Genomic DNA, 18,141 nt, shown 5'->3' on the forward strand with positions numbered 1-18,141 from the left:
AGCGGGCCGCGTTCAGGATGCGGTTGTGAGGGCGCCATCCGCCGCGACACTCACACGCTTGCCGCAATAGGCCTCAAAAGCGTCGCGCCTGAGCCTGAGCGCTACCGGCGTCGGCCAGCCCATTTCCCTGGCCACAATCAAGCCAAGCAGCAGGATCGCGTCCGGCTCGTGCAGCACGAGTGCCGTCGGCGCATGGCCATTGTGGACGAGTTCCATCAGCACGGCTGACGCTGAGGACGAGCCGATCGTGCCGGGCAGGAACAGCACACGCCCGGAAATGGTCTCGCCATGCTGCGGGTGACGGACATCGGCGATGCGGCCACTCTTCGGGTCGACGCCGCCCCAGAAGCTGATCGGCGCCGTCAGCACCAAGGCCAGCCCTTCGCCTCCGCTGCCCGGCACCAGGATTTCAGCGACGGCGCTCATGCGGCGATATCCGTAAACCTGGGCTTACCGGCAACCGCGCTTTCCACGCAGTCGGCCAGCGAGCCGTAAAGCACGGCATAACCGGTATTGCCCGGGGCGTAGTGCGCGAATTTTCCCGAATTGGTCATCAGCACGCCGCCGGCCAGATCCGGCAGGATCGGCGTCACCACCACGCAGGTGTCGGCGACGATGATGACGCCGTTGGCTTCGAGCATCTTGCGCTTGCCGTTCTGCTCCAGCCTGGTGAGCACGTGGCGGCCGGTGCAGGCGTAAATCGGCACGCTGAGCCGCCGCCCGCCAATCAGCCGCTCAAGTGCATCGAATTCGGCCAAAGACAGATGCGGACTGCCGATCGCCACGGCATCGACGGCGGTCTGCGTGGCTGCGGTGGACAGGCCGGCGCGGGCCTTCATGGCCATCTCCGGCGTTACGCGGATCATCGTTTCCGGCCTGCCGCCCACCAGGATGGTCTCGGCGTCGGGCGCTTCTGGCGTTACCCCAGCGATATGGAACAGACCGACGGCGCCCGACGATGCCGCCGCCGCGCCGAAGGCCTTCAGCGCATCCTCGCCGGGATGGCTGGATATGCCGGTGACGACGCCGACCGCATTGCCGACCTCACGGCCGTAGAGGTTGCCCAGCACCGGCCAGGCGATCTCCGAACCAAGGAACGAGGCGGAGAGGCCGGACACATCGAACACCAGCCGTGCCTGCCGGTTCTCGGGGCGATGCAGGCCGTAATCCGGCGCGCGGCCCGATATGGCGCAGGCGATGTCGAGGAAGTCGCCATACCGGTTGGTGCGTGCCCCCAGAACCGAATTGCAGAACACCACCGCGTTGGATTCACCCCAGGCGACATCGCTGCCAAGCGCCGGCCTGTGGCCGGCCTGATAGGGCGCGCAGGTCCAGCTCTGCTCGCAGCCCAGTTTGCGGTAGGCCTCCATCATTCGTCGCGCCATGCCGCGCGCCGGCTCTTCGAGGCGCACGCGCGAGCAGCCCATCAGGTCGAGCGCGCCGACATTGAGCGTCGAGCGCACCGCGACCCTGGCGCCGCCATCGACCAGCCTTTCGGCAAACAGCGTGCCGGAATCGCCGTGATAGAGCGCGCCGTCTATATGCGCCGAGGCGATCGGGATAAGCCGCGGCGCGCCGAGCAGCGCAGCGCTTTCGGCAACGATGCGCATCGCCATCGCCGCCCCGTCATGGCCGGAGGCGACTGTCTGCTCCTGTGAGCTGAGTGCAAGGCTCACGCCAACTCCTTGCGCAAGGTGATCGAGGTCGGCCGGTCATAGCCGTCATGCGCGGTGCGTTCAGTCTCGCGAAAGCCGAGACCGGCAAAGGTTGCATGATTTACGGTCAGTTCGATTCGCGTCTGCAGTTCGATGGCCGGTTTGTTCCGGCTGCGGGCGAGAAATTCGACAGCCTGCGTCAGCCGCCTGCCGATGCCTTGCCCTTGAAGCTCAGGTTCGACGGCGAGCTTGCCGATGTAGAAATCATCGGCTCTCTCCAGCGCGAAAACGCAGCCGGCGATCCTGTCATCCTGCAGGGCCAGCAACACGGTCTCGCGGCCAGCCTTGTCCCTGAGGTTTCCGGCGTTCAGCAGATGTGCCGAGGAGGGCGGGTCGATGACGCCGTCCATCGGTGCAAAGGCGCGCATGATCAGGCTGAGCAGTTCGTCCCAGCGCTCGAAATCGGAGGCGAGCTGCGTAACAAGAACGCTGGTGGACTGATCCATAAGCTCAGTTTCTCTTGTAGCGGATCGTGTCGAAGCGCGCCGACAGCGCATCGTAGAGCAGCAGCCGGCCGACCAGTGGTTCGCCGATACCGGTGATCAGCTTGATGGCTTCCATTGCCTGCAAGGTGCCGATGACGCCGGTCAGCGCACCGACGACCCCGGCCACCGCGCAGGATGGCACTAGTCCTTCCGGCGGCGCTTCGGGAAAGAGGTCGCGATATCCAGGGTTCGGCTTGCCGTCGGCGCCGGTCCCGAACGGCATCAACACCGTCACCGAGCCGTCGAAGCGGCCGACGGCGGCATGCACGAGCGGGCGCTTTTCCGAGGCGCAGGCATCCGCCACCACATAGCGCGTCTCGAAATTGTCGGAGCCGTCCACGACCACGTCGTAGCGCGTGACGAGGACGGCAGCATTGTCGGCCGACAGCCTGAAATCGTGCAATTCCACCGCGACATGGGGATTGATCCGGGCGATCGCTGCTTTGGCGCTCTCGGTCTTCGCAATGCCGACCGTATCGGTGGCGTGGATCACTTGCCGTTGCAGATTGGACAGCGAGACAATGTCGTCGTCGACGATGCCAAGCGTGCCGACGCCGGCGGCAGCGAGATATTCCAGCACCGGCGCGCCGAGGCCGCCGGCGCCGATCACCAGTACCCGCGCCCGCTTCAGCCTCTGCTGGCCGGCGCCGCCGATCTCGGGCAGCACGATGTGGCGGGCATAGCGTTCGAGCTCTTCGTCGGTGAGGGCGGCAGGGGTCATTGCCGGACCATATAGCGGCGCAAAAAGCTTGTCAGGTCTCTTCGGTTGGCCCAACCGTGCCGTGGTCGACGGTGAGGAACTGCGCGCGTCCCCTCAGGCTGGAAAACAGCGCGGCGTCGGTTCCGGTCATGAAGGCCTGGCAGTTCAGCTCCTCCAGGATCGAGAACAGCGCGGCGCGCCGGCCGGCATCGAGATGCGCGGCAATCTCATCGAGCAACAGGATCGGCGTCATCCCCGACATCTCGCCGGTCAGCCTTGCGTGCGACAACACGATGCCGACCAGCAGCGCCTTCTGCTCTCCGGTCGAGCAGAGTTCGGCCGGCATCGCCTTGGGGCGGTGGCGCACCAGCAGATCCGAACGGTGCGGGCCGTCGAGCGTGCGTCCGGCGGCGCGGTCACGCTCGCGGCCGTCGGCAAGGGCGGCGCGATAGCGCTCCTCCACATCCACGGCGGGTGCTGAGGCGACATCGCTTTCAAGGTCGCCGAAGAGACTTATGTCGGCTTGCGGAAACGGCCCGCTGGACGGCAACCTGTCGATCATGGCGGTAAGCAGGCGCACCAGCTCGGCGCGCGCAGCCGCGATCGCCACGCCGGTTTCGGCCATCTGCATCTCGATGGCGTCGAACCAGGCGCCGTCGCGCGAGCCTTCCGTCAGCAAGCGGTTACGTCCGCGCATCGCCTTCTCGTAATCGAGCGCACGCTGGCCGTGGCCAGGATCGACAGCCAAAACCAGCCGGTCGAGAAAGCGCCGCCGGTCGGCGGCAGGTCCGGGGAACAGGCCGTCCATGGCCGGCGTCAGCCAGACCACGCGCAGCCATTCCAGCATGGCGTCGGCCGACCGTGCCGGCGCGCCATTGATGCGCACCTTGCGACCGCCCTCGCCGGCCGCTTCACCCCCGGTGATGCCGGTGCCGATCTCGACTTGCCCCTCCGGCCCGTCGAGCCTTGCGTGCAGCGCAAAGCCGCCATCGCCGCCTTCGCGGGCCACGTCGACATAGGGCGCACGGCGCAGGCCGCGGCCAGGCGTCAGCAGCGAGATGGCTTCCAGGAGATTGGTCTTGCCGGCGCCATTGTCGCCGGAAAACACCACCGCGCCGGGTGAAAAGCCGATCGACAACGCCGCATAATTGCGGAAATTCGTAAGTGTGAGCTTACTTATGTGATTTTGTTCCGGCAACCGCTATCCGCCTATAGAAGTCGCCGCAATCACTATGCTGCAGTGTGCCGCAGTGCGGCTACACCCGCATCGGCATCAGCACGTAGAGCGCGGTCTCATCGGCCATGTCGTGGATCAGCGTCGGCGAGCCGGCATCGGCCAGCATGAACTTGGCTTCCGTGCCGGTGAGTTGAGCAGCGACGTCGAGCAGATATTTGGCGTTGAAGCCAATCTCGATCGGGTCGGACGAATAGTCGGCCGCCAGTTCCTCGGTGGCGCTGCCCGAATCCGGATTGTTGACGGCAAGCGTCACCTGGCCTTCGGTGATCGAAAGCTTCACCGCGCGGCCGCGCTCGGAGGAAATGGTCGAGACGCGATCGACGGCGGCGGCGAAGCTCTGGCGGTCGATGATCAGCTTCTTGTCGTTGCCGGTCGGAATGACGCGCTGGTAGTCCGGGAAAGTGCCGTCGATCAGCTTCGAGGTCAGAACCACGCTGCCGATGGTGAAGCGGATCTTGGTGTCGGACAATTCGGTGGTCACCGCGACATCGGGATCGTCGACCAGCTTCTGCAACTCGCTGACCGTCTTGCGCGGAATGATGATGCCCGGCATGCCTTCGGACCCGGCCGGAGCGTCGATCTCGGCGCGCGCCAGGCGGTGGCCGTCGGTCGCCACCGAACGCAGCTTCAGCTTGCCGCCAGTTTCATGCGTGTGCAGGTAGATGCCGTTGAGATAGTAGCGCGTCTCTTCGGTGGAGATGGCGAACTGGGTCTTTTCGATCAGGCCTCTCAGGGCGACGGAATCGAGCCGGAAGATGTGTGAGAAGGACCCCGCCGAAAGCTCCGGGAAATCGGACTGCGGCAGGCACTGCAGGCGAAAGCTCGAGCGGCCCGACGTCACCGTCATGGCGTTGCCGTCCTCATCGGTCTTCAGCATCACTTCGGCGCCGTCGGCCAGCTTGCGCACGATGTCGTAGAGCAGGTGCGCCGGAACCGTCGTCGCCCCGCCGCGCTCGACCTTTGCCGGCGTCGCTTCGGTCACTTCGAGGTCGAGGTCGGTGGCTTTCATTTCAAGGCTGGCGCCCTCGGCGCTGAGCAGCACGTTCGACAGGATCGGTATGGTATTGCGCCGCTCGACCACGCGATGAACGTGGTTGAGCGACTTCAGGAGATTGGACCGTTCCAGAATAACACGCATGACGAAACAGGCTCGCTTGAATGAATGGACGGGTCACCAGTGGGCGGCGCCCCGCGAAAGGTCTGAACAGGCTCAGAATCTATGCAAACTGACAGGAAAAAGCCAGCAAACGCAAGTCCGGGCCACCGGTTCGCGCCGGTTAAGCGGGCTTTCTGGGGATAAAGCGGACGTTGGCCGGCAACCGATGCATGTCGCCGAAAACTGCGCAGCGGTTTTGGGACAACGACATGCATCAAAACAAGAAAATTTAAAGCGCGACGACCGAATACTCTAACCCGGCGCGCTCCGTTTGCCGCGCCGATCAGGCTTGGTCGTTGATCAGCCTGCGCAACAGTTCCAGTTCCTGCGCCAGCGTGTTGTCGACGCCGGAAAGGTCCTCGATCTTGCGCACCGCATGCAGCACCGTGGTGTGGTCGCGCCCGCCGAACCGCCGGCCGATCTCCGGCAGCGAGCGCGGCGTCAATACCTTCGACAGGTACATGGCGACCTGCCTGGGCTTGACGATGGTGCGCGTGCGCCGGTTGGACAGCAACTCGGTCTTCGACACATTGTAGTGGCGCGCCACGATGCGCTGGATGTCCTCGATGCGCACCCGCTTCGGCTCGCCAGAGCGATAGATGTGGCCGAGGATTTCGTCGATGCGGTCGATGGTGATCGCCGGCTCGAACGACTGACGAAACAGCAGCTGGTTGAACGCGCCCTCCAACTCACGACCGCTGCCGGTTACCGTGCGGGCGACATGGTTGAGGATCTCCTCCGAAATATTGAGCGATGCATCGTCGACCTTGGCGGTGGCAAGCCGAAGTTTGAGCATGCCGATGCGCATGGCGAAGTCCGGCGCCGACATTTCCAGCGCGACACCGCCATTGAGGCGCGAGCGCACCCGCGGTTCCAGCGATTCCAGTTCCGACGGCGGCCTGTCGGCGGCAACCACCACTTGCTTGGCGCTGTCGAGCAGCATGTTGATGAGATGGCAGAATTCGTGCTGGATCGACTTGCCCTGCAGGAACTGCATGTCGTCGATGATCAAGAGGTCGATGTCGCGCAGCTGTTCCTTCAGCGTCAGCGCATTGTTGTCGCGGATCGCGGTGGCGAAGCGCCACATGAAATATTCGGCCGTCAGATAGACGACGCGCGATTTCGGGTTCTGTTTCAGGGATTCGGCCGCAATCGCCTGCAAAAGGTGCGTCTTGCCGAGCCCGACGGTTGCATGAAGGAACAGCGGGTTGAAGCGCACCGCGCTCGACTGCGATTCCGCCACGGCTTTGGCTGCGGCGAAAGCCACCCGGTTCGACGGGCCTTCGATGAAGGAGCCGAACGTGTAGCGCGGGTCGAGCGGCGACCCCAGCACATTGTGCCGGAATTCGCTCTCGATCGGCGTGCCGGGACGAGGGGCGGGCGCCCGCTCCACCCTGCCGGGGCCGACCGTGCCGGCCGCCAATGCGGTCTGCGTATGCTTGGTCATCTTGCGCGCCGGCACGACCTCGGGTTCGACGCCATTGCGGGCAGGACGGGTCGCGGTGCGCACGACCATCTCGATCTTGAGGATTTCGGGATCCTCGTGCTTCCACAGATCGGCGATGAGATCGAGATAATGGCCATTGATCCACGAGCGCAGGAAGGCCGTGGGCACCGAGATGCGTACAATGCCCCGGGAAGCCTCAGCCACCTTCATACGGCCGAACCAGCTCGAATAGACCTCGGTTCCCAGGCGCGCCTTCAACTGGGCCTTGACCCGGTCGAACTTCTGTTCCGCGTCGCTGGAAGCCGCCATATCGTGCGCTCCGACCAATGTTCCGGGAAATGGCAGGTCGCCCGTAAGCTCCCGCTCGATGCCGCTCTGCATGATTGTGCGTCCCTTTTCCTTTGTACCTTTTTCCGCCGGGAGTGCGCCTCCTGCACCCATGTTTCCGGCGACCGTATCTTCGCTACAACACCACCGCCGCCGCCGGCGGATGACGTTGCCTCGTCAAAAAGGGATCGGTCCCGGCTGCTTAAAGCCAGTCCGTCTGACATGTTCGGGCAAAGCGGTGCTGCCCGGCGAAAACGCCGGTGCGCCATCAAGCTGCCATGTACAATTACGCCAGTCCCCTATCGTATCGAAAAGGCAAGCCATACCCGTTCGCGGAATTGATCCACGTCATGAATTCTGCCACTGTTAGCTGGCCGATTCAGGCTGGGTTAAGGGCTAATGGCCCGTCCCTTTCGATAGATCGACATTACCGAAATCGCTGTGGATAGGGCAAGGCCACCTCTAACGGATTTTTAAGGAATCTGGTTAGTCAACAACGGTTCGGGCTCCGTGCTGGAAGCGCATATTTTGACAAAGCCATTGGGATTCAAACCCTTTTGCCGCGAATATGAAAATGGCTGTGCGGTTTGAAATTTTCTGAAATAATTCGCTTGACACCAACTTGCTGCCTGTCGCCCACAGGCGATGTGAACAAGCTGTGGATCACTTCCAGCAAGCCACCGAAAAATATCAGCAATTTGTGACAGCCAAATTTATTGGCGTGGGCCGTTTCGGCGGATTGGAATATCAGTCGGAGTGTATGTGCCGGCAAAGCATTCCGGACTCTGGAATGCGGCTCGGGCATGCTTTGCGGCCGTTCTTTTTAAGTGCTTGCCGGCAAACGAAAAAACCCGGCGCGATTGGCCGGGTTTGAAAGAACGACAGTTCAGGAACGGTCAATCAGGCCGACAGCACCTTGAGGCGGTGTGCCAGACGCGACACCTTGCGCGATGCCGTATTCTTATGGATCACGCCCTTGGTCGCGGCGCGCATCAATTCCGGCTCTGCGGTCTTGAAGGCTTCCAGCGCGGCTGCCTTGTCGCCGGCAGCCAGTGCCTCTTCGACCTGGCGGACATATGTACGCACGCGCGAGCGGCGGTTCTTGTTGATCGCTGCGCGGCGGGCGATCTTGCGCGTTGCCTTTTTGGCCGAGGAGGTATTGGCCATGATGCCTCTCTTCTGATCTGGTGGGCGCATGCGGGATGCCGCAGGGCGCAAAAAACAAACGGGCAGCCAACGGCCGCCTCGGGTGGAGCGGCTTATAGTTCAGCTTTTCCGGCGCGTCAACGCCGCTTTGGCTTCTTTTTGGTCCTCGCCGCCGCCACTCTAGCGATTGGTGAAATTCGGCTTCCGCTTCTCGGCAAAGGCGGCCATCCCTTCCTTCTGGTCGTCGAGCGCAAACAGCGAGTGGAACAGCCGGCGTTCGAAGCGCAGTCCCTCCGCCAGCGTCGTCTCGTAGGCGCGGTTGACTGCCTCCTTGGCCATCATCACCGATGGCAGTGAAAACTCTGATATCCTGGCCGCGGCCTTCATCGCCTCCTCGATCAACTCGCCGGCCGGCACGACGCGCGAGGCCAGGCCGCTGCGCTCGGCTTCGGCGGCATCCATCATCCGACCGGTCAGGCACATGTCCATGGCCTTCGACTTGCCGACAAAGCGGGTCAGCCGTTGCGACCCGCCCATGCCGGGAATGACGCCGAGCGTGATTTCGGGCTGGCCGAATTTCGCCGTGTCGGCGGCAATGATGAAATCGCACATCATCGCCAGTTCGCAGCCGCCGCCCAGTGCATAGCCGGCGACCGCCGCGATCATCGGCTTGCGCGCACGGGTAAACTCTTCCCAGCCGACGAAGAAATCCTGCACATAGGCCTCCGCGTAGGTGACGGCCTGCATTTCCTTGATGTCGGCGCCCGCCGCAAAAGCCTTCTCGGAACCGGTGATGACCATGGCGCCGATGCCGGGATCGGCGTCGAACCCCTTTGCCGCCGTCAGCAAATCCGCCAGCACCTGCGCGTTCAGCGCGTTGAGCGCCTTGGGCCGGTTCAGCGTGATCAGGCCGACCTTGCCGCGCGTCTCGACGATGATGGTTTCATAGCTCATGGGCTGGCCTCCTGGTTGCGGCACTGAAGGACCGTCTAGCTTACCGCTGGCAGGTCCGGCAATAAAAGGTCGAGCGGCCGCTTTGCACGATGCGCTCGATGTGGCCGCGACAGCCGGGCGTCGGACAGGGCTCGCCTTCGCGATCGTAGACCGCGAAGGAATGCTGGAAATAGCCCAGCGACCCGTCTGTGTGCACATAGTCGCGCAGCGAAGACCCGCCGGCGGCGATCGCATCGGCGATCACCGAACGGATTGCCTCGGCCAGTCGTTCGCTCTGTTCCTTGGCCTTCTTGCTGGTCCCGGCGATGGTGCCTGCCTCGCGCAATGGCGAAAGGCCGGCGCGCCACAGCGCTTCCGACACATAGATATTGCCGAGCCCGGCAATCAGCTTCTGGTCGAGCAGCGCCGCCTTCAACGGCGATCTGCGGCCCTTCAGCAGAGAGGCGAGCAGGGCGCCTTCCAGCGCATTGCCGGTCGGCTCGACGCCCAGTCCCGCGAGCATCGGATGCGCGTCGGCCAGGCCTTCCGCAAACAGCATGAAGCCGAAGCGACGCGGGTCGTTGAAGACCACGCGAGACTGGACGCCGACAGGCGACACGACATGGAACACCACATGGTCGTGCTTGGCATCCTTCGAGCGCTCTTGATGGAACGTGCCGGGCGTCTCTTTGTCATCAGCGGCCTCGATGCGGAACGAGCCCGACATGCCGAGATGGCAGATCAGCACCGGGCCACCGTCCAGGTGTATGGTGAGATATTTGGCGCGGCGGCCAAGCGCGATGACCGTCTTGCCGGTCAGCCGCTGCGCAAATTTCGCCGGAAACGGAAATCTGAGATCGGGCCGGCGCGCCTCGACGCGCACGATGCGCGCGCTTTCCAGAACCGGCTGCAGCCCGCGCCGGACCGTTTCGACCTCGGGCAGTTCAGGCATGGCCGCCTATCGCCGCATGGAAGGAAGCGCCGTGGCGGCCGCGCGCCAGCTTGAGGTGTTCGGCGACCGTCTCGCCGATATCGGCGAAGGTGGTCCTGAGCCCGATGTCGCCGCCCGTGAGACCTGGTGCGGTGCCGATGACCGGGATGCGTTCGCGCGTGTGGTCGGTGCCACGCCATGTCGGATCGTTGCCATGGTCGGCGGTGAGGATGAGCAGATCGCCCGGCTTCAGCTTTGCCAGTGCCTCGGGCAGCCGGCGGTCGAAGGCTTCGAGCGCCGCAGCATAGCCGGCGACGTCGCGGCGATGGCCGAACTCGGTGTCGAAGTCGACGAAATTGGCGAACACCAGGTCGCCGTCGCCGGCATCGTCCATCGCGCCCAGCGCCTTGTCGAACATTGCCATGTTGCCGGGCGCCTTGCGTACTTCAGAGATACCGCGGTGGGCGAAGATGTCGCCGATCTTGCCGACCGCGATCACCCGGCTGCCGCGCCCGGTCAAGCGGTCGAGCAGCGTCGGCTCAGGCGGCGGCACGGCGTAGTCATGGCGGTTATAGGTGCGCTCGAAGGTGGCTGATGTTTCGCCCAGAAAAGGCCGTGCGATCACCCGTCCGATCTTCAGCGGGTCGACCAGCCGGCGTACCGTATTGCAGAACTCGTAGAGCCGCTCCAGGCCGAAATGAACTTCGTGCGCTGCTATCTGCAGGACGGAATCGACCGAGGTGTAGCAGATCGGCTGGCCGGTGCGGATATGCTCCTCGCCAAAGCGCTCGATGATCTCGGTGCCGGGTGCATGGCAGTTGCCGAGAATGCCCGGCACCTTGCCCTCGCGGATCATCGCTTCGGTCAGTTCGGCAGGGAAGGCGGGCACCTTATCGGGGAAATAGCCCCAGTCGAACCGCACGGGCAGCCCGGCGATTTCCCAGTGACCCGACGGCGTATCCTTGCCGCTCGAAATCTCCTGCGCGGCGCCGTGGAAAGCGGAGGCTGAAACAGCGGCTTTGCTGTCGAAGTGGAAGCCAGTTGCGGTTTCTGCTGCGCGGCCGAGACCGAGCGAAACCATGGTGGGCACCTTCAGCGGTCCCTCGCGCAGGCCCTCGCGATCGGCGCGGGCTTCCGCGCAGGCCAGCGCGATATGTCCGAATGTGTTCGAGCCGGCGTCGCCATAGCGTTCGGCATCGGCGGCGCCGCCAATGCCGAAAGAATCGAGAACGAAGAGGAAAGCGCGTGCCATCGGTGCCGTCATTGCCAGTCTGGTTGACCAGACATAAGGTCCCGTCGCGGCATTGGCAAATCGTAAACCAGGCGGCAACGGCCTGGCGCGATAGTCGCGAAGTCGGGCAGGCGTGGTGTACGCATTCTTGAGACATGCGATGCGCTTCAAGGAACGGCGTGCGGGGCATGGATCGATGAGACGGGCTGACCTCGGTTGGAGTGCACTGGCGACCACTGTAGCGCTCCTGGCCTCGCAGCTCGCCGCGCACGCCGACTGGCGCGACCAGATCGGCACGTTTCGGATCGGCATCGTTGCCGAGCCGGGCGCCGGGAACACGGTTCCGGGTCTGGCGTTGCTGACTGACGCCTACGGCAAGGCGCTCGGCATGAAGGTGGAATTCGTCGTCGCGCATGACTATGCGGCGCTGATAGAGGCACAGGCCAATGGCCGGATTCAGTACGCGGTCTATTCGGCGACCGCCTACGCCACCGCCTCGGAGCGCTGCGGCTGCGTCGAACCTCTTGTGGCGCCGGTCGACGCCGACGGTGCCACGGGCATCCGCTCCGTGCTTTTGACGCGCGACGGCAGGCTTTCCGATCTCGCGGCCCTGGAAAAGCACCGCATCGCCATGGCGCCTTCCGACAATGTCGGCGGTTCGCTTCTACCGCTCGCCGGGCTGGCGGCCGACGGCATCAAGATCAGCCAGGATGCGCCATTCCTCGCTCATGCCGGCTCGGCTGCCGCCGCAGAAGCGATGCTGGTCGATGGCCAGGCCGATGCCGTGTTCGGCTGGGAGCGGGCCACGGCGGAAAACCGGACGGGGATTGCTGGCGATCAGCCGGCTGATCCGGACGGCACGGCGGCGCGACTGGAGGCGGCGGGCATTCCAGAAGCCGCGCTCCAGATCATCTGGACCTCCGGCGTGCTCAGATACGGCCCTCACGCCGTCCGCAGCGATCTCGACCCCGAAGCCAAACGCCGACTGACCGTCTTCCTCACCAATCTCAGATCGCAGTCGCCGGAAGTCTACGATTTCGTGGAATCGAAACATTCGGGAGGGTTCACGCTCGCCGCTGCGAGTGACTATGTGATGGCCGCTTCCATCGTGCGCCTGGTGTCAGCCAGCACCGACAGCAGCGCGCAATGAACCCGGGTTGAATGGGTAGAACTGCTTCAGCAATCGCTGCACGGGATCGACGTGGCCCGGCGCGGCCTGAGATAGTAGGTTTCGCTCATCGTTATCTTGCCTTCGTTGAAGGCCGAGATAAATCCGAGCGGCTTTTCGGAGCCTTCCGACCAGGAGATGATCGGTTGGTATGCTAGAGTGGTTTTGACACGAATGAGGAAAGTCCCCGCAACATTGAGCGTCGCCGGGACGGTGGTGGAAGTTGTCGGGTTGGAGTCGCGGCCAGTCTTCCCATTCAGCACGCTCCAGGACCACGCCACCTTTGCTTGCGGTGTCGGATTGTTCGGTTCGGTTCTGATGTCGATTGCCGTAATGGAGATATTGGCGACCGAGCGGTTGTAAGGCTGAAGGCTGGAGTTTCCGATCTTCATGATGTTGGTGAGATCTGCGTTGACCACCGACGTTTGCTGCGTGACGAGGTCGGCAACCATGGAGCTGATGCGGCTGACCTTCTTGCTGGCCTCGATGGCTTGCGAGGCCTCCATGGTAATGAAATACATGATCAGCAAGGCAGGCACGATGAGGGCAAACTCGACGGCCGCTATGCCGCGCCGATCGGAAAAAAACCGCGCCGCTCTTTTCCAGCTAACCGACATCCCCGGATGTGCCCCCGCACGAAACATGCACTTTTCCTTTTGCTTACACGTGCAATTTCAGTTGTCGAATGGCTCGTTTTGCCACGTTGTCGTCGCGTAATGCAGAGTCTTGCCGCCATCCATATTCGACATGTATTGAGCCATGAAATCGGTCATGACCGGCCAAGGGTAAAAGACCCGCAGCATGTTCTTTGATTCTGCCGGACCTATTGTAGGGGTCCCGAAAGCCGGGTCCTTGCCTGTATCCGGATCCTTGCCCGTCAGCGTGATGGTCGAGCCGGAAATCGTGAAACCCGCACTGGCTGCCCCGGCAAAGGTCTTGAACGGGCGCAGATCCACCAGCAAACCGGGGCAACCCTTCGCGACAATGATCTCGAGTCTGGCGCAGACCAAGCCCTTCAGCTTCTCTTCCGTCACATCGGCTTGCCTCAACTGGCCAGTACGCAACTGACGGGCGATATCATCGGTGATGTTGGCCATCACCTCCTGTCCGGCAAATGAAACGCAGCTCTCGAGGATGGCGAAGACGAGAGCCGCAAACGGTAACGCAAGCATGGCGAATTCTATCGCCGTGCTGCCGCGCCGATCACCAAGGAAAAGACGGGCAAACGTCACGCGCCCTGCCTTGACCTTGCAGATCTCGCGTTCTGAATCCTCGTCCAAAACGTCGCCCATATCCCGTTCCTACCGATCCTGATGCGGTACCGTCAGCACCACTATCAAGAACCCATTTAGCTCCGGTTTGAATGACCGTTAAATTCGACCAGGCGACATTAACCGGCCGCTAACCGACGCGGCTTTCCCGAGACAATCAAGCCAACTGAGGCGCTTACTGCCCAGCGCTCATCTCGGCTTCGGACGACTTTTCCGAGTCGCTCTTGTACGAGCTTTCGCAATAGGGCGTGCAGGACATGGTCTGTACCGAGGCGCGCCTGTAGATACGCACGGACGACGCGTCCTGGCGCACCACGGTCACCTGCTCGTCGACGATCGGGCTGCCATCGTGGTCGAGGACAACCAGATTGGTGACGCCGAACCCCTTGCCCGTCAGCACGATCGTCGATGCATCCTGGACGGAGGCGTCGGCAATCGCCGGATTGCCGACGACGATGGTGTCGGCGGGGCGTGTCAGTTTGACGATCTTGGCCTGATTCATCGTCACTTCGATGCCGGCTCCGGCCTTGGCCGGCAGCACAAAAGCCGGGACGGCGAGAAGCGCGACAAGCAGGAATGACGATTTCATGGCAGTCATCAAGGCGCTCCACAGCGGCAAAACTTGTTCAAAGAAACATGAAGGAGATTGGTGAACCAACGGTTAAACCTTGACCGGCGCCGGGGTATTCGCACCAATCTTGCTGCCAGCTAATATAACAATGCATCCTGCCGATAGCCGTGAGATTACAGCTTTTCACGGGCAGGCGAGCTACTTTCCAGCGTTTAGTTTACGGTTAACCACGCAAGCTGTTCGAAGCGGGAAAGGAATCGGTAAGGCTGTTTATTAAGCCGATTGAAAGAGCTTCTCCGTAGATTGGCAGCATCCGATCAACCACCACAGAAGTTGACGGAAGTGCTGTAACACGTGGAGTAGGAGCTCTCGAATGTCTAATCTCATCGCACGTTTCGCGAAGGACGAATCCGGCGCGACCGCTATCGAATACGGTCTGATCGCAGCTCTCATCGCGCTTGCCATCATGGTTGGCGCTGGTCAGCTCGGCAATGCCCTGAACAACAAGTTCAAGGACATCGCCACTGCCGTCTCGACCGGCAAGGCTCCGTAATACATTACGGATCTGCGATCGTTTTCAGAACAAGGGCCGCCTTGGCGGCCCTTGTTTCATTTGTGCGGTGCGCAGGATCTCGATCCGCAATTTGCCGGCGACACCAGGCAAATTGAGATCGTTGCCTCATCAATCGTTAATCGAACCGGCCTAGGCTCAAGCCTGATGCATCTGACCAAGGCGCCGCACCGATGCTTGAAGCCCTGATCTTCGTCGTCTTTCCCTTCTGCATGCTCTTTGCCGCGATCTCCGACATGCTGTCGATGACGATCGCCAACCGCGTACCGGTGTTGCTGCTGGCGGTGTTTGCCTTGGTTGCGCCGCTTACGGGCATGGACTTGGCAACCTATGGCTGGCATTTCGCCGCCGGCGCCATGGTGCTGGCCGTGACATTCGGTCTGTTTGCACTCGGCGGCATGGGTGGCGGCGACGCCAAGCTGCTCGCGGGCACCGCCGTGTGGATGGGGTTCAACACTCATCTTGTCAATTACCTCGTGGCTTCGACGTTCATCGGTGGCCTGCTGACGCTCGCCATTCTTCTCTATCGGAAATCGCCGCTGGCGATTTACACCAGCCACAATACATTCCTGCGCCATTTCGCCGACGACACGACTGGCATTCCTTATGGCATTGCACTCGGCATTGGCGGGCTGCTGACCTATCCGGATTCACCCCTCATGGTTTGGGCACTGGCAAAGCTGGCGAACTGAAACAGCAAGGCTCCTTTGCCGCTTCGGCATCGATATGAAAAGAGGCGGCTTGGCCGCCTTTTTGTTGTCGGAGCACCGGTCCGTCCAATTTATGTAAACCTTAAATTAATCACGATCGTAAGCATTGCATTAACCTTGTTTTGACGATTGCCGCTGCAAAGTCCGGCCTGGCTAGGTGGTTGCCTAAGGCGAGGGTTCGGACAGATGCCAGCATCCCGACTGATAATTCTGGGCGTGGCGGTGGCTGCGGCGGGTGGTGCAGGTTATGTTGCCAAGAATATGGTGGCGGTCTCGCCGCCCCAGCAGGTCGTCGTCGGTGCGCCACAGGCGCCGGCCATCGCCTTGCAGGAGGTGCTCGTGCTTTCCGGCGACGTCGCCATGGGCAGTCCGCTTGAGAACAACATCAGCTGGGAGTCCTGGCCGGCCGAAGGGATCAACGCGAATTTCATCACCCGTGCCGTCGAACCCGACGCGTTGGACAAGCTGAAAGGCTCTGTCGCCCGCGTGGCGATGTACACCGGTGAGCCGCTGCGGCGCTCCAAGCTGATCGGCGAGGGGCAAAGCTTCATGTCTTCGATCCTGCCCACCGGCATGCGTGCCGTCGCCACCGCGATCTCGGCTGACACGTCGGCAGGCGGGTTCATCCTGCCCAACGATTTTGTAGACGTCATCATGACCCGCAGATCCGACGCCGGCAACGGCGGCAGCGGATTCACCACCGAGACCATCCTCAAGAACATCCGCGTCCTGGCGATCGATCAGACCATCCAGGAGGACGAGGAAGGCAAGAAGACCAGGGTCGGACAGACGGCGACACTGGAGCTGACGCCGCAGCAGGCCGAGATCATCACCGTCGCCCAGCAGATGGCCGATCGCCTGACGCTGGCTCTGCGCTCAATCACCGACAACAAGGAAAAGGGTACCGATGAAGCCGACTACCTCGTTTCCGGCAATGGGCGGCGCGGAACGGTGCGGTTGATCAAATCGGGCGAAGTTTCCGAAGTAGGGGCAAGGAAATGAGGTTAGTCGCTAGACTGCCGGTCACCATGGCTGCGGCCATCGGCCTGCTTTTTCTCGGAGCCCATGCAAGTGGCCTTGTCGACGCCAAGGCCGCCGGAAAGAGCGTCGGGGTCACGGCCTCGTCGGCCACGCAACGTGTCAAGCTTGGCCTCAACAAATCGGTGGTCATCGATCTGCCGAGCGACGCCTACGACATCCTGGTCGCCAACCCCGCGGTCGCCGATGCGGTGACCCGCACCGCAAGGCGGATCTATCTGTTCGGCAAGTCGGTGGGCGAAACCAACATCTTCGTCTTCGGTCCCAATGGCGAGCAGATCGCCAGCCTGGATCTGGCCGTCGAACGCGACGTCGCCGGATTGGAAGATTATCTCAAGCGCTTCCTTCCGAATGCCGAGATCAAGGTCGAGTTGCTGAACGACAACGTCGTCCTGACCGGGACGGTGGACACGCCGCTCGATGCCAAGCGCGCCGTCGATCTGGCAACCATCTTCGTGTCCGGCGGTGAAGCGACGACCGGTCAGTATTCGCAGACCGCGGCAGGCGGCAATGCCAATGGCGGCGTCGACATCAACAACCCGGATGCCGAACGCCGGGTCTCGAAGATCGTCAACCTGCTACAGATCATCGGCGACGACCAGGTGACGCTGAAGGTGACCGTGGCCGAAGTCAGCCGCTCGGTGATGAAGCAGCTCGGCGTCAACATGGTTGGCAGCGGCAGCATGGACGGCATCGCCTACGGTGCGCTGAGTTCGCCCAACTACGGTTTGGGAAAGCCGCTTTCGCAGAATTCAGGCTTTAACTTGGGCGGCAGTGGCCTCAAAGCCTACATCAATGCCATGGAGCAAAGCGGCGTCATGAAGACGCTTGCAGAACCGACCCTCACGGCGGTTTCGGGCGAGAAGGCAACGTTCAGGGTCGGCGGCGAATTCAATCTCATCACGGCACGTACAAACAACGTTTCGACCGACAACCAGACCGGGCAGGTCACCTACACCAACGAAAAGCTGGAATACGGCATAGGCCTCGAGTTCCAGCCCGTTGTGCTGTCGGCGGGTCGGATCAGCCTCAAGGTCAGAACATCGGTTTCGGAGCCGACCTCGGAAGGTGCTACCACCCTGGAAGGAGGCGGCACCTTGCCCGGCCTGACGCTTCTGTCGATCCGCAAGAGACTTGCCGACACCACCGTCGAATTGCCGTCGGGCGGTTCGATGATGATTGCCGGCCTCGTCCGCGACGACGTCCGCCAGGCTGTATCGGGCTTGCCCGGCCTGACCAAGATCCCGGTGCTCGGCACGTTATTCCGCAGCCGCGATTTCGTCCGCAATGAAACTGAACTGGTCATCATCATCACGCCTTATCTGGCTCGGCCGGTGGCGCGCAACGACCTGGCTAAGCCGGACGACAATTTCAATGCCGCCGGCGATGGTCCGGCCATGTTCCTTGGCCGCGTCAACCGCGTCTACGGCACCATGCAGACCGACAAGCCCAACGGCCGCTACCACGGCGTTGTCGGCTTCATCTACAAGTAAGCGGGGAAGCG

The 18,141-nt window shown here is 62.4% G+C and carries 20 protein-coding genes; 6 read left to right on the forward strand and 14 right to left on the reverse strand.

From position 1 onward, the window contains the following. Positions 1–12 precede the first annotated feature (12 nt). The 7 genes from NKH38_RS16530 to dnaA form a co-directional block, all read right to left on the reverse strand. Positions 13–426, reverse strand: a complete 414-nt coding sequence (locus tag NKH38_RS16530; RefSeq protein ID WP_023730933.1) for an aconitase X swivel domain-containing protein — start codon at positions 424–426, stop codon at positions 13–15. Further along, on the reverse strand, positions 423–1,676 hold the full coding sequence (locus NKH38_RS16535; protein WP_023730934.1) for an aconitase X: 1,254 nt from the start codon (positions 1,674–1,676) through the stop codon (positions 423–425). Before NKH38_RS16535 ends, NKH38_RS16530 begins: the two co-directional genes overlap by 4 nt. Continuing rightward, positions 1,673–2,161 carry a GNAT family N-acetyltransferase gene (locus tag NKH38_RS16540; protein ID WP_352761991.1) on the reverse strand — a complete coding sequence of 163 codons (489 nt, stop codon included), beginning with the start codon at positions 2,159–2,161 and terminating at the stop codon, positions 1,673–1,675. The genes NKH38_RS16535 and NKH38_RS16540 overlap by 4 nt, the downstream gene beginning before the upstream one ends. A gap of 4 nt (positions 2,162–2,165) precedes the next feature. Next, positions 2,166–2,921, reverse strand: a complete 756-nt coding sequence (locus NKH38_RS16545; RefSeq protein WP_352761990.1) for a molybdopterin-synthase adenylyltransferase MoeB — start codon at positions 2,919–2,921, stop codon at positions 2,166–2,168. Positions 2,922–2,952: 31 nt separating this feature from the next. After that, positions 2,953–4,098, reverse strand: coding sequence for a DNA replication/repair protein RecF (recF, locus tag NKH38_RS16550; RefSeq protein WP_352761989.1), 1,146 nt, complete (start codon positions 4,096–4,098; stop codon positions 2,953–2,955). A gap of 58 nt (positions 4,099–4,156) precedes the next feature. Further along, complete coding sequence (dnaN, locus tag NKH38_RS16555) at positions 4,157–5,275, reverse strand: DNA polymerase III subunit beta (protein WP_023669575.1); 1,119 nt, start codon at positions 5,273–5,275, stop codon at positions 4,157–4,159. Between the two features lie 301 nt (positions 5,276–5,576). Then, a complete protein-coding gene (dnaA, locus tag NKH38_RS16560; protein ID WP_031193297.1) occupies positions 5,577–7,121 on the reverse strand; it encodes a chromosomal replication initiator protein DnaA in 1,545 nt (514 codons plus the stop codon). Positions 7,122–7,689: 568 nt separating this feature from the next. Here dnaA and NKH38_RS16565 point away from each other — a divergent pair. After that, a complete protein-coding gene (locus NKH38_RS16565) occupies positions 7,690–7,941 on the forward strand; it encodes a hypothetical protein (protein ID WP_352904381.1) in 252 nt (83 codons plus the stop codon). 26 nt (positions 7,942–7,967) lie between these two features. Here the strand turns inward: NKH38_RS16565 and rpsT are convergent, their stop codons facing one another. The 4 genes from rpsT to NKH38_RS16585 form a co-directional block, all read right to left on the reverse strand. Beyond that, positions 7,968–8,234 (reverse strand): 30S ribosomal protein S20, encoded by a 267-nt coding sequence (rpsT, locus tag NKH38_RS16570; RefSeq protein WP_023681995.1) that lies wholly within the window; start codon positions 8,232–8,234, stop codon positions 7,968–7,970. Positions 8,235–8,393: 159 nt separating this feature from the next. Further along, positions 8,394–9,167, reverse strand: coding sequence for an enoyl-CoA hydratase (locus NKH38_RS16575; RefSeq protein WP_023681994.1), 774 nt, complete (start codon positions 9,165–9,167; stop codon positions 8,394–8,396). Positions 9,168–9,207: 40 nt separating this feature from the next. After that, a complete protein-coding gene (mutM, locus tag NKH38_RS16580) occupies positions 9,208–10,098 on the reverse strand; it encodes a bifunctional DNA-formamidopyrimidine glycosylase/DNA-(apurinic or apyrimidinic site) lyase (RefSeq protein WP_352761987.1) in 891 nt (296 codons plus the stop codon). Further along, positions 10,091–11,329, reverse strand: coding sequence for a phosphopentomutase (locus NKH38_RS16585; RefSeq protein ID WP_352761986.1), 1,239 nt, complete (start codon positions 11,327–11,329; stop codon positions 10,091–10,093). Before NKH38_RS16585 ends, mutM begins: the two co-directional genes overlap by 8 nt. A 175-nt stretch (positions 11,330–11,504) precedes the next feature. On the opposite strand from NKH38_RS16585, the gene NKH38_RS16590 reads away from it, so the two are divergent. After that, positions 11,505–12,458, forward strand: a complete 954-nt coding sequence (locus NKH38_RS16590; protein ID WP_352761985.1) for a PhnD/SsuA/transferrin family substrate-binding protein — start codon at positions 11,505–11,507, stop codon at positions 12,456–12,458. Between the two features lie 26 nt (positions 12,459–12,484). Here the strand turns inward: NKH38_RS16590 and NKH38_RS16595 are convergent, their stop codons facing one another. The 3 genes from NKH38_RS16595 to NKH38_RS16605 all read right to left on the reverse strand — a co-directional run bounded on the left by NKH38_RS16595 (position 12,485) and on the right by NKH38_RS16605 (position 14,345). Then, a complete protein-coding gene (locus NKH38_RS16595; RefSeq protein ID WP_352761984.1) occupies positions 12,485–13,120 on the reverse strand; it encodes a TadE/TadG family type IV pilus assembly protein in 636 nt (211 codons plus the stop codon). A 30-nt stretch (positions 13,121–13,150) separates the two neighbouring features. Then, positions 13,151–13,768 carry a TadE/TadG family type IV pilus assembly protein gene (locus NKH38_RS16600; RefSeq protein ID WP_352761983.1) on the reverse strand — a complete coding sequence of 206 codons (618 nt, stop codon included), beginning with the start codon at positions 13,766–13,768 and terminating at the stop codon, positions 13,151–13,153. A 154-nt stretch (positions 13,769–13,922) separates the two neighbouring features. Continuing rightward, positions 13,923–14,345, reverse strand: coding sequence for a pilus assembly protein N-terminal domain-containing protein (locus tag NKH38_RS16605; protein WP_023681988.1), 423 nt, complete (start codon positions 14,343–14,345; stop codon positions 13,923–13,925). Between the two features lie 346 nt (positions 14,346–14,691). Here NKH38_RS16605 and NKH38_RS16610 point away from each other — a divergent pair, with 346 nt between their 5' ends. The 4 genes from NKH38_RS16610 (at position 14,692) to NKH38_RS16625 (ending at position 18,130) form a co-directional block, all read left to right on the forward strand. After that, entirely contained in the window at positions 14,692–14,871 is a 180-nt protein-coding gene (locus NKH38_RS16610; RefSeq protein WP_352761982.1) for a Flp family type IVb pilin, read from the forward strand. Positions 14,872–15,062: 191 nt separating this feature from the next. Further along, the gene (locus NKH38_RS16615) at positions 15,063–15,581 is read left to right on the forward strand and encodes an A24 family peptidase (RefSeq protein ID WP_352761981.1); all 519 of its coding nucleotides are present in this window, start codon (positions 15,063–15,065) and stop codon (positions 15,579–15,581) included. Positions 15,582–15,785: 204 nt separating this feature from the next. Next, positions 15,786–16,601 carry a Flp pilus assembly protein CpaB gene (gene cpaB / locus NKH38_RS16620; RefSeq protein WP_352761980.1) on the forward strand — a complete coding sequence of 272 codons (816 nt, stop codon included), beginning with the start codon at positions 15,786–15,788 and terminating at the stop codon, positions 16,599–16,601. After that, positions 16,598–18,130, forward strand: coding sequence for a type II and III secretion system protein family protein (locus NKH38_RS16625; RefSeq protein ID WP_352761979.1), 1,533 nt, complete (start codon positions 16,598–16,600; stop codon positions 18,128–18,130). Before cpaB ends, NKH38_RS16625 begins: the two co-directional genes overlap by 4 nt. Positions 18,131–18,141 lie beyond the last annotated feature (11 nt).

The sequence above is a fragment of the Mesorhizobium sp. M1078 genome (genome assembly GCF_040318615.1).
In the GTDB taxonomy this organism is placed as follows: Bacteria; Pseudomonadota; Alphaproteobacteria; order Rhizobiales; family Rhizobiaceae; genus Mesorhizobium.

Bases quoted from the DNA above. Each gene is read 5' to 3' on its own strand.
- NKH38_RS16530 (WP_023730933.1), bottom strand. From the start codon at position 426: ATGAGCGCCGTCGCTGAAATCCTGGTGCCGGGCAGCGGAGGCGAAGGG.
- NKH38_RS16540 (WP_352761991.1), bottom strand. From the start codon at position 2,161: ATGGATCAGTCCACCAGCGTTCTTGTTACGCAGCTCGCCTCCGATTTC.
- NKH38_RS16545 (WP_352761990.1), bottom strand. From the start codon at position 2,921: ATGACCCCTGCCGCCCTCACCGACGAAGAGCTCGAACGCTATGCCCGC.
- dnaN (WP_023669575.1), bottom strand. From the start codon at position 5,275: ATGCGTGTTATTCTGGAACGGTCCAATCTCCTGAAGTCGCTCAACCAC.
- dnaA (WP_031193297.1), bottom strand. From the start codon at position 7,121: ATGCAGAGCGGCATCGAGCGGGAGCTTACGGGCGACCTGCCATTTCCC.
- rpsT (WP_023681995.1), bottom strand. From the start codon at position 8,234: ATGGCCAATACCTCCTCGGCCAAAAAGGCAACGCGCAAGATCGCCCGC.
- NKH38_RS16575 (WP_023681994.1), bottom strand. From the start codon at position 9,167: ATGAGCTATGAAACCATCATCGTCGAGACGCGCGGCAAGGTCGGCCTG.
- mutM (WP_352761987.1), bottom strand. From the start codon at position 10,098: ATGCCTGAACTGCCCGAGGTCGAAACGGTCCGGCGCGGGCTGCAGCCG.
- NKH38_RS16585 (WP_352761986.1), bottom strand. From the start codon at position 11,329: ATGGCACGCGCTTTCCTCTTCGTTCTCGATTCTTTCGGCATTGGCGGC.
- NKH38_RS16590 (WP_352761985.1), top strand. From the start codon at position 11,505: ATGAGACGGGCTGACCTCGGTTGGAGTGCACTGGCGACCACTGTAGCG.
- NKH38_RS16595 (WP_352761984.1), bottom strand. From the start codon at position 13,120: ATGTTTCGTGCGGGGGCACATCCGGGGATGTCGGTTAGCTGGAAAAGA.
- NKH38_RS16600 (WP_352761983.1), bottom strand. From the start codon at position 13,768: ATGGGCGACGTTTTGGACGAGGATTCAGAACGCGAGATCTGCAAGGTC.
- NKH38_RS16605 (WP_023681988.1), bottom strand. From the start codon at position 14,345: ATGACTGCCATGAAATCGTCATTCCTGCTTGTCGCGCTTCTCGCCGTC.
- NKH38_RS16610 (WP_352761982.1), top strand. From the start codon at position 14,692: ATGTCTAATCTCATCGCACGTTTCGCGAAGGACGAATCCGGCGCGACC.
- NKH38_RS16615 (WP_352761981.1), top strand. From the start codon at position 15,063: ATGCTTGAAGCCCTGATCTTCGTCGTCTTTCCCTTCTGCATGCTCTTT.
- cpaB (WP_352761980.1), top strand. From the start codon at position 15,786: ATGCCAGCATCCCGACTGATAATTCTGGGCGTGGCGGTGGCTGCGGCG.
- NKH38_RS16625 (WP_352761979.1), top strand. From the start codon at position 16,598: ATGAGGTTAGTCGCTAGACTGCCGGTCACCATGGCTGCGGCCATCGGC.